This is a genomic window from Aeromonas aquatica (assembly GCF_000764655.1).
Classification (GTDB): Bacteria; Pseudomonadota; Gammaproteobacteria; order Enterobacterales; family Aeromonadaceae; genus Aeromonas; species Aeromonas aquatica.
Genome location: NZ_JRGL01000029.1, coordinates 22,929 through 36,850, shown reverse-complemented (window position 1 = coordinate 36,850; position 13,922 = coordinate 22,929). Strand labels below are relative to the sequence as shown.

17 protein-coding genes are annotated in these 13,922 nt (G+C 56.2%); 12 read left to right on the top strand and 5 right to left on the bottom strand.

The features are described 5' to 3' along the window. Window positions 1-153: 153 nt before the first annotated feature. The 5 genes from LG30_RS0106820 to LG30_RS0106800 form a co-directional block, all read right to left on the bottom strand. Entirely contained in the window at window positions 154-525 is a 372-nt protein-coding gene (locus tag LG30_RS0106820; protein WP_033129973.1) for an HNH endonuclease, read from the bottom strand. Then, on the bottom strand, window positions 522-1,235 hold the full coding sequence (locus LG30_RS0106815) for a hypothetical protein (protein WP_033129972.1): 714 nt from the start codon (window positions 1,233-1,235) through the stop codon (window positions 522-524). The genes LG30_RS0106820 and LG30_RS0106815 overlap by 4 nt, the downstream gene beginning before the upstream one ends. 199 nt (window positions 1,236-1,434) lie before the next feature. Further along, entirely contained in the window at window positions 1,435-1,653 is a 219-nt protein-coding gene (locus LG30_RS0106810) for a hypothetical protein (protein ID WP_033129971.1), read from the bottom strand. Window positions 1,654-1,657: 4 nt separating this feature from the next. Beyond that, window positions 1,658-2,047, bottom strand: coding sequence for a hypothetical protein (locus LG30_RS21395; RefSeq protein ID WP_050716672.1), 390 nt, complete (start codon window positions 2,045-2,047; stop codon window positions 1,658-1,660). Window positions 2,048-2,085: 38 nt separating this feature from the next. Next, window positions 2,086-2,304, bottom strand: a complete 219-nt coding sequence (locus tag LG30_RS0106800) for a hypothetical protein (protein ID WP_033129969.1) — start codon at window positions 2,302-2,304, stop codon at window positions 2,086-2,088. A gap of 94 nt (window positions 2,305-2,398) precedes the next feature. Between LG30_RS0106800 and LG30_RS0106795 the strand changes: the two genes are divergently transcribed. The 12 genes from LG30_RS0106795 to LG30_RS0106740 all read left to right on the top strand — a co-directional run bounded on the left by LG30_RS0106795 (window position 2,399) and on the right by LG30_RS0106740 (window position 13,847). Continuing rightward, window positions 2,399-3,037 carry a helix-turn-helix domain-containing protein gene (locus tag LG30_RS0106795; RefSeq protein ID WP_052100878.1) on the top strand — a complete coding sequence of 213 codons (639 nt, stop codon included), beginning with the start codon at window positions 2,399-2,401 and terminating at the stop codon, window positions 3,035-3,037. A gap of 243 nt (window positions 3,038-3,280) precedes the next feature. Then, window positions 3,281-3,460, top strand: a complete 180-nt coding sequence (locus LG30_RS0106790) for a hypothetical protein (RefSeq protein WP_033129968.1) — start codon at window positions 3,281-3,283, stop codon at window positions 3,458-3,460. Between the two features lie 300 nt (window positions 3,461-3,760). Continuing rightward, complete coding sequence (locus tag LG30_RS0106785) at window positions 3,761-4,006, top strand: hypothetical protein (RefSeq protein WP_033129967.1); 246 nt, start codon at window positions 3,761-3,763, stop codon at window positions 4,004-4,006. 286 nt (window positions 4,007-4,292) lie between these two features. Then, window positions 4,293-4,568 carry a helix-turn-helix domain-containing protein gene (locus LG30_RS0106780; protein WP_033129966.1) on the top strand — a complete coding sequence of 92 codons (276 nt, stop codon included), beginning with the start codon at window positions 4,293-4,295 and terminating at the stop codon, window positions 4,566-4,568. 14 nt (window positions 4,569-4,582) lie between these two features. Then, window positions 4,583-6,253, top strand: coding sequence for a PD-(D/E)XK nuclease-like domain-containing protein (locus tag LG30_RS0106775; protein WP_033129965.1), 1,671 nt, complete (start codon window positions 4,583-4,585; stop codon window positions 6,251-6,253). Beyond that, the gene (locus tag LG30_RS0106770) at window positions 6,250-7,302 is read left to right on the top strand and encodes a RecT family recombinase (RefSeq protein WP_033129964.1); all 1,053 of its coding nucleotides are present in this window, start codon (window positions 6,250-6,252) and stop codon (window positions 7,300-7,302) included. The genes LG30_RS0106775 and LG30_RS0106770 overlap by 4 nt, the downstream gene beginning before the upstream one ends. Before the next feature lie 51 nt (window positions 7,303-7,353). Further along, complete coding sequence (locus LG30_RS0106765) at window positions 7,354-8,094, top strand: hypothetical protein (RefSeq protein ID WP_033129963.1); 741 nt, start codon at window positions 7,354-7,356, stop codon at window positions 8,092-8,094. Window positions 8,095-8,148: 54 nt separating this feature from the next. After that, window positions 8,149-9,366 carry a hypothetical protein gene (locus LG30_RS22485; RefSeq protein WP_033129962.1) on the top strand — a complete coding sequence of 406 codons (1,218 nt, stop codon included), beginning with the start codon at window positions 8,149-8,151 and terminating at the stop codon, window positions 9,364-9,366. Then, entirely contained in the window at window positions 9,363-9,947 is a 585-nt protein-coding gene (locus tag LG30_RS0106755) for an MT-A70 family methyltransferase (protein WP_033129961.1), read from the top strand. The genes LG30_RS22485 and LG30_RS0106755 overlap by 4 nt, the downstream gene beginning before the upstream one ends. Before the next feature lie 438 nt (window positions 9,948-10,385). After that, window positions 10,386-10,796, top strand: coding sequence for a hypothetical protein (locus tag LG30_RS0106750; protein ID WP_033129960.1), 411 nt, complete (start codon window positions 10,386-10,388; stop codon window positions 10,794-10,796). Between the two features lie 142 nt (window positions 10,797-10,938). Next, window positions 10,939-12,192 carry a site-specific integrase gene (locus LG30_RS0106745; RefSeq protein WP_033129959.1) on the top strand — a complete coding sequence of 418 codons (1,254 nt, stop codon included), beginning with the start codon at window positions 10,939-10,941 and terminating at the stop codon, window positions 12,190-12,192. A 62-nt stretch (window positions 12,193-12,254) separates the two neighbouring features. Further along, window positions 12,255-13,847 (top strand): ABC-F family ATPase, encoded by a 1,593-nt coding sequence (locus LG30_RS0106740; protein ID WP_033129958.1) that lies wholly within the window; start codon window positions 12,255-12,257, stop codon window positions 13,845-13,847. The last annotated feature ends 75 nt before the right edge of the window (window positions 13,848-13,922 follow it).

Genomic DNA, 13,922 nt, shown 5'->3' with positions numbered 1-13,922 from the left:
GATGATTAGACCACTACAAGCAGCCATCTTCATGTGCTTTACAGCGCTTTGCCCAATAGATTGCCTGGGACAAAAATAAAGCAGCAGTTACCGAACCAGTGAGGGCAACAAATGGGCGATGGAATGCGATTGGGCGATCCAGAAAGTTGATATTCATTCTTGCCCCGCATCATTCTTCATTGTTTCAAAATAGAACCGTAGGTTTTGATTTACCCCCAGTAAATCAAGACATCCCGTAGCTTTCAGCAACTCGATCTGTGCAGCGTTGAAACTGACCCCATTGGCTGATTGCTTAATCGCAAGACGGATCCTGAATTCTTCGATAGACCATGTGCGCTTTGTGCGGTTACACCCCTCGCAAGACGGCTTTAGATTCAAGTATTCATTCGTACCGCCACTCGACTTAGGAACCACATGCTCCACGTGAAATGTCTCTATCATGATCTGGTCGCCGCAATACGCACAGTTCCCTCCAAACATGGAGAAGATCTTGGCTCTTTTGGTTTTGCTGTAGAAGTTGCTCATGCCGCCACCCCCATTGCTACCGCCGCCGCGACGACTGGCCCCCATTGTGTGGCCATTGCATTAGCCCACCCTTGGTAGGTTTTGGCTCGAGCCATGGCGCGCCCATCTCCCGGGCTCAGCCTGTTCTGGCCGCTGTCGGTCTGATTTCCCCATCGAGGCAATAACTTTCCACTGGGTTGCAGAACCATGCGTGGTGCTACCCAGAGTGTCGGTAAAAGATCCGGCAAGCCCTTGAGGGCCAACCCTGTAGCCTTGCTTGCGTCGTGCCCATATTGGTGAGGCTGAATTACTTGGGTAGGGAAATTTGAGCGGAACCCATACCGGGTTAAATCAAGGCGCTTGTTGATAGCTCCAATCGCTGGGTTCTCTATAGCGATGAATGGAATGGGTGCCACTGCCAGCGCATCAACAAAGGTCAAAGCCATCTCACGAGCTGCACGCCGGGCTTCACCTACGAGAGTGCCTGGCTTGACGCGCTGGTGATACGGACCATCCCCATATGCCCACTCTGCAGAGCAGGTCAGATAGGTACAATCTGGGTGGGCGATCATGAGATCCCAGCCCCACCGCATCACATTCAAAGCATCCCCGCGGATATGCGGACCAGGTACCTCGGAATCCACAAGGTCACATGACCATGCATCGTGGCCGGCATTGATAAAGGCATCGCGAATAACACCAAATCGTTCGCAAGCTATTAGTACTCTCATGCTGCCACCTCCTGCTCGGTGTACTCACAAGCGGGGCACTCAAATGTGCGGTCGTCGGTACCAGATTGCAGCTCACTACCACACTGCGGGCAGTGGCCAAGATCGTGCGGCAAGGGGTGGCCCCCACGGGCCATGGTTGGATTGGTCATTGGTCAGGTCCTGGTTCAAAACGCCCGCTGGTCAGGCGGGCAGATAGTGGTTATGCGCTGGGTTGTGCCTCTGCACGCTCAACAGTGCGGGTCTGCAGCTCACGGGCCAGGCGCAATGCCTGCCGATCGGTGCCGGCGGCGTGCGCAGTCGGGATAAGCGCGGTATCCAGCTCAAGCGCCAGCTCGTGCATAACCGCTTTCAGAATGATGTTGTCCCGATAGCAGACATGTTTTGAGGCTGGGCGCGGCGGCCTGGGTTGCGTAGTCATGGGGTTACCTCCCGAGAACGAAGTTGATGAGTTTTTGCAGGGGACGCTTTGGCCTTTCCTCGTCATATACCGCTTCATCCTCTGGAGTGAACAGCAGCAGGCCGCGCTCAGGCAGGCCAGAGCCATCCAGGATCTCTTCCACGGTGACGGGTGGGTAACCCTGCTCGATGAGGCTCCGATTGGCCCGTTTGACGGCTCTCGTCAGGATCTGGGGTTCGTGCTGAGATATGGCTTTGAGCAGGATCAGTAGCGAGGTGCGAGCAAATGCGGTTTCGGTCATCTGCAGCTCTGCACCGACTTCTTGCCAGACTCGGCGCTGTGCCGGGTTGCCGCGTACTCGCAGTGGAGAAATGGCATCCATTTTTTCGTGATCAGACAGTGCTGGTCGTCCCATTGGGTTGGTCCTCTATTGGTAATGACTCAGGCCGGTGGTTAGGCGGCCTGTTGATTTTTCTGTTCGGGGTTGGCGTAGTCATGAATACCAAACTCGAGCTTCCCATCGCTGGCACCTACAAACAGTGCTGCGGCCTTGGGTGATACAATGCCGCGGTTTTTTTTCCGCCAATCATTGAAGCAAACTCTGTTGTATCCAATGGCGCTTGCTGCCTTTGCCGCACTGCCAAAAAACTTGATGGGCTCATCTATGTGCATGGTTGGTCCTCCGGTAAATGCCAAGCAATATTAGTAAGAACAAACTAACTGGTCAACGAAAACAAACCTTACAGCTGGCAAGGCATAATGCAGTATGTTTGTTGAATCTAACGATATGGTGGAATTGATGTCTTCCTTTAACGTAAGACTCCAGCAGTTAATGGAGGAGCGCGGATTTACGGCTGCCGACCTGGCAAGAAAAACCGGACTTTCCAAACCGACCTTGAGCGCCATCATTCACGGCAACACCAGCGACCCAAGAATCAGTAGCTTACTCAGCATCTCTAGAATATTGGGTTGTGACCCGATATGGCTGTTCGTAGGTAAGAGCAGCACAGACTACGCATCCAGCACTGCTGTCTCTAAAGTCCCGATCTGGGAATTGAAGGACATGGTTGGCCAACCCAGCGATGCCATCCCCTTGATAGACACAGGCCGGCATCTTGTTGTGGAGGATGGTGGACATTTGTGCGCGGTTGTCGCAGAAAATGAAGATCTAGCCACAAGTGGCATCCATAAGGGCGACTTGATTATCGTCGATATGAGTCCGACCCATCGCAAACTGGATAGTGGTGACATTGCATTAATCCAGTACAAAGATAAGTTCTTGTTGCTGCGTGCAAAGAACGCTATCGACGGTATGAACTTAGTTGCTGACGATCCACACTTCGGCTTCCTCAAGGCAAAAGACGCAACTATCCTCGGAAAAATGATCGAGCTACGCCGCGCTTAACATCCCTACCCTCACACGATCAACCCGCCTCCTGGCGGGTTTTTTTTACCCATTTTTCATCATGAAAGTCGTACCAGTGCCCATTAGTTAAAAATTACTTACCAAACTATTGCATTGTTAGTTATTACTTCCTATCATGCATTTCGTAAGGTTTGCCTAACCATCCAGACATAGGTAATACCTCCGAACCAAATGGCCAGAGTAGGACATTGGACCGCATTCAACCAAACCAGAGGACCAACCATGAAAGTGAACGATCCAGTGCAGTACACCAACCCCCGGACCCGCGTCACCGTTCCGGCAGTGATCACCAACATCACTGACCTCGGCAAACGCCGCGGTGGCGGCCTGTTCTACACCGTCAAGACCGAGGCCGGTATAGAACACAAGGCCCGTGCAGCCTGCCTGCAAGCTGCAGCGTAACCAGATGCTCCCGCCGAGCGCGGGAGCACTCAACCGCATGAGCATTGCCGCAGTGCTCAACCGGTTGAGACGAATCATCGACCACCAGCAACAGGACCCGCCCCTAACCAGGGAAAAGTAGAAGGCGCCTGACCAGCGCGTAAGAACGACAAAGCCCGCACAAGGCGGGCTTTGAAGGACCGGGAACCACCCCGGCCAAGATAGATTGCCAGGGGACCAACCCCAACAATCAGGACCCATCCAAGCCAAAGCGAGGAAGGAGTTAACGAGGACCAACCCGTCAACAGGAGCAAATGTACCATGGCAGAGAGCATTTTTTCCAGAGCCGCACAACGCGCCGACCACATCCTGATGTCGATCGCCGATAAGTTGAACGGTAATACCGCCCGCCGCCGTGCGATTAAGCAAAAAGTTGTCATCGCCATGCTGGCCGCTGAGCAACACCACATCGTTGCGGCCCGAGCAGCCCAGAGGCGCACCACTGGATTTACCAAGCACAGCGCCCTCCTCCACTGGCGCGCCGAGTTCCACCGCAACGCCGTCTGACCCGGGTCTGGCGCTTCCCTAATAGCGCCGTAGCCAAAGCCTCTTTCTCAAGCACCGCAAGGATGCTTTGGCTTCGCTCACGCCAAATTCGGCTGAGCACGCTCTTTAACAACCTGGATTGGGCAGTCACCGCACGCAATCTGCTGGCCCGGCAGATCCCCGCTAACCCGTTCAATCCGGAATGTGGGGCCAGAAGGTGACGCGGTGCCGGCTTGCGAGCCGGTATCCGAAGGTGGCTCTGGTGTAGCCGTGGCCGCCTTCGGATAACCACCACAGGACCCAGACCATGAAAAAGCGTACCGACCAAAGCAACCTGACCATCCCCCCGCTCAATGATGCTTGCCGCAAGCGCCTGCGCCAGTTGCGTGAACACCTAGGCCTCAGCCGGCCGAAGTTCGCCGACATGTTGGGGATCCCACCCACCACGCTCAAAAACTACGAGCTGAACTACCGGGAAATCAGCGGCGGCACCCTGCTGTTGATAGCGCAGCACCCCGAGCTTTCCGCCCACTTCGCTTGGCTGATGACTGGCCAGAAAGCGGAGCCAGCAGCTGCGGCTTAAAGGGAGCCTTAGCAATGCACCTAGGCATCGAACACCGTTATTCCGAGCGAGGGCCTGAGCCTGAACAAGCAGTAACAAGCAACGCCCCAGAACCGGAGCTCGTTGGCCCACCCACTCCGCTTCACATCATCAACCTGCGTCAATTTCGCATCATCACCGAATCCAAGGCGCGCATGGACCACGCCAAAGCAATCGCTCTGGATAAGGCGCTGGCTGCCATGGACGCACTATTTAACAAACGAGGACCAACCATGGAAAACTCCAACCAGAAAACCCTGATCGCCGAGGCCGTTGTCACCAAGTTCGAGCCGGCAGGCCCTGGCATTTACCCCGGAATCCCCGGCGATGCCTACCACGGTGGGCCTGGATTATCCAAGAGCGGCATAGATTGGGCTTTGGTGTCTGGCCAGCACTACCACTACTACCAGGTTGAAGGCAACGACCAGAAGCAAACTGCAGCCCTGCGTGAGGGCAAGATCCTGCATAAGATCGTGCTTGAGTTCGATGACTTCAACAGCGAGTTCATCGTTGAGCCTGAGTGGCCTGCTCATGCCCTGGCTGGAGCCGAACAGATGAAGGCCGTCATTCAGGAATACAACGAGAGCCTCGAGCAGAAACCTGCCATCGAGGAACTGGTCCAGGCCATCGAGGAACACAACAGCAAGCTGCCAAAGCCCATTGATGCAGGAAAAGGAGTGGGTGAGCACGAAGCTGCCTATGAGCTGCTGCCAGAAGCATTCCAGACCCTGGGCGAAGATGACAAGCGCACTGGCGCTGCGCTCAAAGCCTGCATCAAGGCTTACCACGACAGCCTGCCAAAACCCATCAAAACGTCTGGCGGCTATCAAGCTGTGCTCGAGAACTACGCCCTGCTGGGCATCCAGCAGGCGGAGCACGCATCACATATCAATGCCCTGCCCAGTCCACTCCCCTTGAATGGCACCAAGGCTGAAATGGCCGAGCGGATCCGAACTTTCAACCCTGATGCTGTGTTCCTCGATGAGCTCAAAGAGCAATTCATGCAAGAGGCCGGCGGACGCGAGGTGTTGACGGCCAACGAGTATCAGCACGCCCTCCGCTATCGAGAGGCCGTCTTGGCTCATCCCGAAGCTGCTGTGCTGCTGGATGAAGGAGTTGCAGAGTCCAGTCTCTACTGGCATCACTCCGAAACCAAAGCCCTGCTCAAGTGCCGTCCAGACTGGATGCGCCCCGATCACGTTCTGGTTGACCTCAAGTTCGTGCGCAACGCCAGCCCCAGCGGGTTCGCACGAGATGGTAGCTCCCACAACTATCACGTGCAGGATGCCCACTACTCCGATGGCTATGAAATCCTGACCGGCCACAAGCCCAGTTTCGTTTTCATCGCCGTTGAGAAAGATGGTCCACTGGGCCGCGATGTGTTCAAGCCCATTCTGGTAGGCGTCTACTACTACGGTCAGGACGACCAGCGCCGTGCGCTGGAGTTGCGCAACATGGCAGTGCGTAACGTGGTCCGTTGGAGCCAAGACAACTACTGGCCGGGTCACGATGGCATGGGTGAGATTGTCGTCCCCTCGTTCCAGGCCAACGCCGAACGCAACACCCTCAATGAAGACGAGAGTGGTATCACGCTCACACAAGTCACTGACGTTGAGCGGCCGCTTGATGCCCTTCCTGACAACCTCTTCGGTAGCGAGGCAGCATGATGAATAACCAAGTAGCAACCCAAGAAGCCAACCCCGTGTTGGCCAATGAACGTGGGCAAGCCAACATGCTGAACCTGATGATGAACGTCGATTTCATGGCGAGCATCGACAAGATGGCCGACATGATGGCCAGCGGAAAGACCACCGTTCCCCAGCACTTACGTGGGAACAAAGCTGACTGCTTTGCAATCTGCCTGCAGGCCATCCAGTGGGGGATGAACCCGTTCCCCGTTGCGCAGAAGACCCATCTGGTCAATGGCACGCTCGGTTATGAAGCCCAGCTGGTCAACGCGATTGTGGTCAACTCCGGTGCAATCAAGGGACGCTTTGACTACGAGTTCTTCGGACCCTGGGAGCGAGTGATCGGTAAATTCAAAGTGATCCGAAAAGAGAAAGATGGGAAACCTGTCGAGTATCGAGTGCCTGACTGGACCTTTGCCGATGAGGCGGGTTGTGGGGTCAAGATCATCGCACACCTTTCCAGCGGCCAATCCCGTGAAGTGACCCTGTTGCTCCAACAGGCCCGCACTCGAAACTCCACCCTTTGGGCAGATGACCCCAAGCAACAGCTTGCATATCTGGGTGTCAAACGCTGGGCAAGGCTCTACACCCCGGATGTAATCCTGGGAGTTTACTCTGTCGATGAATTGGAGGAGATCGACGTGACGCCTCCAAGTGACGGCCCGCAAAGCGGTGCTGACGCAAAAGCAGAGCTCACCCGTAAAGCGGCCGAGCGCCGTGCCCAGCAGCAAAAAGGACAAGTTATCGAAGGTGAAGCCCAGGTCGTCGGCGCAGGAAATGAACCCGCGGTGGAGCCCATTTCAGATACCGATGAGCAAAGTGAGCCAAAGGACCTCGAAGCAGAAGACCTCCTCGCCGACATCCTGTTCAAGATGGATCTCGCTCAGTCTGGTTCAGAGATGAAAACCCTGGTTACCGAGGTCAGTCAGCTGGGTCCCCGCCTTAACACTGAACAGAAGAAGTCAGCATCTGGCATCTACCAGAAAAACGTCGACCGCCTTGGGCTCAGTACCAAGAAAGCTGCTTAAACCACCTCCCATGCCCGCTAACCGGCGGGCACTTCCTCCAAGGACCCAACCATGACCGAAGCAAACGAGTTTACCCCCATAATAGACCCCAGCAGCGCCACCGTTCAGACTATGTTCGGTAGCGTCCTGCAGCAGAAAATCCAGAGCGGCGCCCTTGAACAAGCGCTCGGTAAGTACGCCGACAAGTTGATCGACGACTGCGCTCGGGATGTTTTACGCGAATATGGCGATGTTGGTAAGGCAGTGAAAGAGGCGTTGACCAAGGCCATCATGCCGAACATCGATGATCTGAGCGACTTCCCCAGCTATCACGACTTCGTGACCAAGCGCCTGCGCATGGCAGCGACCGAGTTCTATGACCAGCGCCTGGCAGAGGTGCTGGATAAGGAAATCCAGGAGATCATGAGCGAGCTTCCAGAAGAAATTACCTTGTCATGGGTGCTCGATGCGGTTCGCAAATCGATCACCCAATACGGCGAAGGTGATCACGTTGACGAGGAGATGACGCTCATTATCGAAGAATCCTCCTATGGGTATCGTCACATCTACATCGGCAAAGAAGCGGATATGGATAAATACCGCTGCGAATATCAGCTCGACCTCGACAAAGAGGGCTGCATTTACTCCATGAAAATCGACGAGGATAACGTTAAATCCAAGAAGTGTGTTGGCCCATTCTACGGAGCTGAGCGCAAGCTGATGGCCGCCTACGCCATGAAATCCAAGGTGAACCTGGATCAGGGTGAACACCAGCACAACTACGACCTCATTATCGAGAGCTACGACGACTAACCAACCAAAGCCCAGAACTTGCTGGGCTTTTTCTTTCCCAACAGGACCCAGACCATGACCACGCTGAACCCCAGCGAGGCGACCAGCCTTGCCCTGAACACCCTCACCAGCCAGATCCGCAACATCCTGTTGATGCCGGATGGCCCGGCCAAGGCCGCCATCGGCAGCTTCGAAACCCTGCTCAACGCCAACCTGATCATGATCAGCGAGGCCGCCAATGCCCACATCGACGAGTTCAACGAGCTGATCGACCAACTGGAAGCTCGGGATGGCGAGCTGCTCACCCAGGCGGCCCTGGTCAACGAGCTGAGCCAGCAAGTCGCCGAAGCCGAGCAGCGCATCGCTGCCGCACGACAAGAAGGCGCCGCTGAGTTGGAAGCCAAGGACGCCGAGCTCTACAAGCTGCAGCGCACCCTGAACGACGTCCGGACCAAATACAGCACCCTGCAGTACAGCGCCCGCCAGCTCGAGCGCCAACTGGCCGACCTCAACGCCATGGACCCGGCCGGCATGAAGCGCCGCATCAAGGAAAAGAACGAGCTGCTGGAGGATCAGCGCACCGCGATCGCCAAGCACAAGAGCAACGAGGCCGCTTACCGCGCTGAAGTTTTGACGCTGGAGCGCCGCATCAACGAGCTGCTGGGCGCTATCAACGAGCAGGATCGCGAGCTGGAGCGCCGCCACACTGTCATCATGGAGCTGGAGAGCAGCCGCGTCGCCAAGCTGGTCTGGCACAAGCACCTCGCCAACACCTACAAGGGTGAGGATGGCACGCTCTGGAACGTCTACCTGGTGGATCACGGCCTGAAATCCAACCTCCCCTACCTCATCAACGACCTCAACTGGAAGCTGCACGCCATGAAGTCCGATGGCTCCGGCTGCTCGGTCATGTTGAGCCAGTGGATGAACCCCATCTACCCGACGCCCTATGGTGCCGGGGCCCCGGACGAGATGACCCGGGACATCTTCGCCTTTATGCAGGAGGCTCTGGAGCTGAGCCATCCCCACCTGCAGCCACGCACCGAATGGGCCAAGACGGTCAGCATCCACGAGTGCGGCCTGCCGCCGCGCACCATCAAGCCGCTGGAGGAGGCCGGAATCGACACCCTCTACAAGGTGATGAGTCACCAGGGCAATCAGTTGAACAAGGTCAAGGGGATCGGCGAGAAGCTGGTCGGCCAGATCGTCTACGCCTGCGAGCTCAAGGTGAAGCTCTGGGAGGAGCAGTTCGCCGCCAGCCAACAGGCTGAACAGCACAAGGCGGCGGCATGAAGATCGACATCCACAGCACCAACCGCAAGTACCGGGTGATCTACGCGGACCCGGCCTGGCAATTCAAATCAAAGAAGTCAGGCGGATCAATGAAAAGCGGGGCTGCACAGGCGTACAGCGTCACCTCGGTAGAGGACATGAAAGCCCTTCCTGTGGCAAGGCTGGCAGACGACAACTGCATGCTGGTCATGTGGTGGGTCGGCAGCATGCCACAGGAGGCCATCGACCTGTGCAAAGCCTGGGGGTTCCGGGTCATGACCATGACCGGCCTTGTGTGGGAGAAGCGCACCGTGAACGACAATCCCCACTTTGGAATGGGGTGGGCAACGCGGGCAGGTGCAGAGTGCGCCCTGATCGGCATCAAAGGCAAAGTCAGCAATCTGGTAGTGGACAAGGCTGTGCGCTCGGTCATTCGAGCCAAGGTTGGACGCCATAGCGAGAAGCCGCGCGAGTGCAGAGAGGCCATCGAGAAGCTATGTGGTGATGTGCCACGCATTGAGCTGTTTGCCCGCCTTGCCGCCCCTGGTTGGGACTGCTGGGGCAATGAAGCACCATCACTGCTGGCGCAGTCCGTAGCCTGATACCCCCAATTCATCCACCGCTGGCCACACAGAAACGGTGGATAACTCATAGGACTCCCATGCTTAAGACCGTAAATGCGGTAGCTACATCAGTGCCGCATCTTGAAGGAGGTAAGCAATGCGTTACAGGCAGCCCATCATCCAACAAGGCCTAACCCGTACCGAAGCTGAAGAAACCCGCGCCAGATACCTCCGCATTAACCCCGGCGCCCGAGTCACCATCGACAGCCAACCCGATAACCCCCAGCTCAAGACCCTGATAGCCCATCTCCCTGTCCTGCCATTTCAGCGGGTACGGGATCCTGGCTTTTCCGGATACCGCGGCTGGCGGTCATAGCCGGCGAGCCAGTCTTGCTCCCCGGATTTGGGGTGCAAGAAATAACGGCCCTTCCTTCAATCCCATTGGCGCCCCATCCTCAATAACAGGAGGGCCACGCCATGCAACAACTTCAACTGACCATCGACCAGGATAGCCAGCTACTCAACGACCTGGTCAGCACCGTGCGCTCCCCCACCCTTTCCCGATCGGCCAAGCTCGCCGAGATCGGCCGCATCCTGGCTCACTTCGATCTGCCTATCGAAGCACCCAGGGTTGCCGGCCAGCTCTGGAGTGCCACCGAATTAGGCAAAGAGTTGGGGGTAAGCGCTCAAGCCATTGGCAGGCTCGCCAACCTGCATAACCTTAAAACCCCAGAGCTTGGGGAGTACCGCCTTGACCAGGCATCGCACTCTCGCAAGCAAGTTCAAACCTTCTACTACAACACCTGCGGGCACCACCGGCTTGCAGAGATTCTTAAATCGAGGACCACATGCAACGCAACTACATCTACCCCTGTGCAAGATGGGTGAGACCACGCCTCTTTGAAGCACTAACTGGCATGACTGAGAAAGCAGCCGAGGGACGGCGCCTTAAAGGCGAATGGCCGGAAGGAGTGATCTGGAAATATGGTCCTGATGGACAGGTTCGTTACAGCATCGAGGAGTACGACAAGTGGGTAGAGTCAACGCAATAGACAACCTTTCCACCCTGGTTGCAGGACTGACCGGGATAGAGGTACACGGCAACAAATTGCGACTCTGCTTCAGCTACAAAGGTAACCGCTGCCGCGAAGTCCTCGACATTCCCCTGAGCAAAGCGAATATTAAATTCGCAGCAAACAAACTGGCGGCGATTAAGCACGAGATCGCACTAGGCAATTTTGACTATGCCAAACACTTCCCAAACTCCAAGGCTCTCGTGCGCCTAGGCATGAGCAATGCCACCAGAATGACCCTGGCTGAGGCCGTCACAGCATTTATGGAGAGCGTAGGTCCAACCGTCGGCATCTCAACCAAGCGCTCATACCTTAGCGCCTTTCGCAGAATGACCTTGTTCCTTGGCCAAGACATGCCGATTGCCGACCTGCTCCCCATGCATATCGAGAGGCTACGCAACGATTTGCTCGGCGATTGCCAACCAAGATCAGTCAAGACCTACCTGGGGCACGTGGGGAATTTACTTCACTGGGCAGCCAGGAATGAACTTATCGAGAGGGAGTTTGATGTACGCGTCCATGCCGCAAAGTTAAGTACAGGAAAGAGCGCAGACCCTTTTGAGCATTGGGAGTTTCAAAAGCTGCTGGAGGTAACCTCTAACAAGCAATTCAAGAACATATTGTTGGTACTGGCCTATACCGGAATCCGCCCCGGTGAGCTACGGGCCCTAAGTTGGGAGGATGTCGATATGGAGCAGCGGGTGATCCACATCCGGCGCAACATCACTCAACAGAAGATGCAGTTCAAACTGCCAAAGACAAATCGTACTCGGATTGTGCAGCTGATGCCCCCGGCTCTGGCCGCATTACAGGAACAATTTAAGATAACTGGGGCACTTTCGGACGCAAAGATTGACATGCACTTACCAGGTGGCATGATCGTGCGCCAAACATTGCGTCCAGTTTTTCGTCCAACCAGGCTTGTGCCAGGTAGACCACCGTTTTACTCCGCAGTTTTCCTGGTGGCACCATGGCAAGCAGCAATCAAAAAGTCTGGGGTTCGATATCGTCGTGCCTACCAACTTAGGCATACTTTTGCCAGTTGGAACATTACTGCTCACGGAAATCTTGCGTTCATAGCTGAACAGATGGGCCACAACTCCGCAAGGATGTTGCAAGAGGTCTATGGAAAATGGATCGAATCCGCCAGCCGCAGTGAGGCCGACTTGATCTGGAGTGCAATGCAAAAGAATGGGCATTTGCCCCAATAGCGCCCCAGAATTTTCAACCAGTGACATAGCGCACTGATAATTAAGGATTTTTTTACAATCATATGTTAAGCAGCAATAACATCACCATGCAGTTCGGCGCCAAGCCGTTGTTTGAGAACATCAGCGTCAAGTTTGGCGGCGGCAACCGCTACGGCCTCATCGGCGCCAACGGCTGTGGCAAGTCCACCTTTATGAAGATCCTCGGCGGCGACCTTGAGCCCACTGGCGGTAATGTGAGCCTGGACGTCAACGAGCGCATCGGTAAGTTGCGCCAGGATCAGTTCGCCTACGAAGAGATGCGCGTACTGGACGTGGTCATGATGGGCCACGTCGAGCTGTGGGCCGCCATCGCCGAGCGTGATGCCATCTACGCGAACCTGGAAGCCACCGACGACGACTACATGAAGGCCGCCGAGCTGGAAGGCACCGTCGCCGAATTCGACGGCTACACCGCCGAAGCGCGCGCGGGTGAATTGCTGCTGGGCGCCGGTATCCCCATCGAACAGCACAACGGCCCCATGAGCGAAGTGGCACCGGGCTGGAAACTGCGGGTGCTGCTGGCACAGGCGCTGTTCTCCAATCCCGACATCCTGCTGCTGGACGAACCGACCAACAACCTGGATATCAACACCATTCGCTGGCTGGAGCAGGTGCTCAACGATCGTGAAAGCACCATGATCATCATCTCTCACGACCGTCACTTCCTGAACTCCGTCTGTACTCACATGGCGGATCTGGACTACGGCGAGCTGCGTGTCTACCCGGGCAACTACGACGAGTACATGACCGCGGCCACCCAGGCTCGCGAGCGTCTGCTCTCCGACAACGCCAAGAAGAAGGCCCAGATCGCCGATCTGCAATCCTTCGTCTCCCGTTTCAGCGCCAACGCCTCCAAGTCCAGCCAGGCGACCTCCCGCTTGAAGCAGATCGACAAGATCAAGATCGAGGAAGTGAAGGTCTCCAGCCGTCAGAACCCCTTCATCCGCTTCGAGCAGGAGAAGAAGCTGTACCGCAACATTCTGGAAGTGGAAGGGGTGTCCAAGGGCTACGGTGAGACGCCGCTGTTCAAGGGCCTCAGCATGATGCTGGAAGTGGGCGAGAAGGTCGCCATTCTGGGTACCAATGGCATCGGTAAATCCACCCTGATCAAGACCCTGATGGGCGAACTGGCACCGGACAGCGGCACCATCAAGTGGTCCGAAAACGCCCAGATCGGTTACTACGCCCAGGATCACGCCGAAGACTTCGACACCGATCTCAACGTGTTCGACTGGATGACCCAGTGGAAACAGCCCAACGAAGACGAGCAGGCGGTGCGCTCCATCCTGGGTCGTCTGCTGTTCACTCAGGACGACATCAAGAAGCCGGTCAAGGTGCTGTCCGGTGGCGAGCAGGGTCGCATGCTGTTCGGCAAGCTGATGATGCAGCGCCCCAACATCCTGATCATGGATGAGCCGACCAACCACCTGGACATGGAATCTATCGAATCCTTGAACATGGCGCTGGAGATGTACCAAGGGACCCTGATCTTCGTCTCCCACGACCGCGAGTTCGTCTCCTCCCTGGCGACCCGCATCATGGAGCTGACCGAGAACGGCATCCGCGACTTCGGCGGTACCTACGAGGATTACCTGCGCACTCAGGGCGTGGTGTAAGCACCCTGCCCCGCACTCATCCAATGCAAACCGGCGCCAAGGCGCCGGTTTTTTTATTGCTCTGGAACCCCACCA

Coding starts and splice junctions, on each gene's coding strand:
- LG30_RS0106820 (WP_033129973.1), bottom strand. CDS start 525: ATGAGCAACTTCTACAGCAAAACCAAAAGAGCCAAGATCTTCTCCATG.
- LG30_RS0106815 (WP_033129972.1), bottom strand. CDS start 1,235: ATGAGAGTACTAATAGCTTGCGAACGATTTGGTGTTATTCGCGATGCC.
- LG30_RS0106810 (WP_033129971.1), bottom strand. CDS start 1,653: ATGACTACGCAACCCAGGCCGCCGCGCCCAGCCTCAAAACATGTCTGC.
- LG30_RS21395 (WP_050716672.1), bottom strand. CDS start 2,047: ATGGGACGACCAGCACTGTCTGATCACGAAAAAATGGATGCCATTTCT.
- LG30_RS0106800 (WP_033129969.1), bottom strand. CDS start 2,304: ATGCACATAGATGAGCCCATCAAGTTTTTTGGCAGTGCGGCAAAGGCA.
- LG30_RS0106795 (WP_052100878.1), top strand. CDS start 2,399: ATGTTTGTTGAATCTAACGATATGGTGGAATTGATGTCTTCCTTTAAC.
- LG30_RS0106790 (WP_033129968.1), top strand. CDS start 3,281: ATGAAAGTGAACGATCCAGTGCAGTACACCAACCCCCGGACCCGCGTC.
- LG30_RS0106785 (WP_033129967.1), top strand. CDS start 3,761: ATGGCAGAGAGCATTTTTTCCAGAGCCGCACAACGCGCCGACCACATC.
- LG30_RS0106780 (WP_033129966.1), top strand. CDS start 4,293: ATGAAAAAGCGTACCGACCAAAGCAACCTGACCATCCCCCCGCTCAAT.
- LG30_RS0106775 (WP_033129965.1), top strand. CDS start 4,583: ATGCACCTAGGCATCGAACACCGTTATTCCGAGCGAGGGCCTGAGCCT.
- LG30_RS0106770 (WP_033129964.1), top strand. CDS start 6,250: ATGATGAATAACCAAGTAGCAACCCAAGAAGCCAACCCCGTGTTGGCC.
- LG30_RS0106765 (WP_033129963.1), top strand. CDS start 7,354: ATGACCGAAGCAAACGAGTTTACCCCCATAATAGACCCCAGCAGCGCC.
- LG30_RS22485 (WP_033129962.1), top strand. CDS start 8,149: ATGACCACGCTGAACCCCAGCGAGGCGACCAGCCTTGCCCTGAACACC.
- LG30_RS0106755 (WP_033129961.1), top strand. CDS start 9,363: ATGAAGATCGACATCCACAGCACCAACCGCAAGTACCGGGTGATCTAC.
- LG30_RS0106750 (WP_033129960.1), top strand. CDS start 10,386: ATGCAACAACTTCAACTGACCATCGACCAGGATAGCCAGCTACTCAAC.
- LG30_RS0106740 (WP_033129958.1), top strand. CDS start 12,255: ATGTTAAGCAGCAATAACATCACCATGCAGTTCGGCGCCAAGCCGTTG.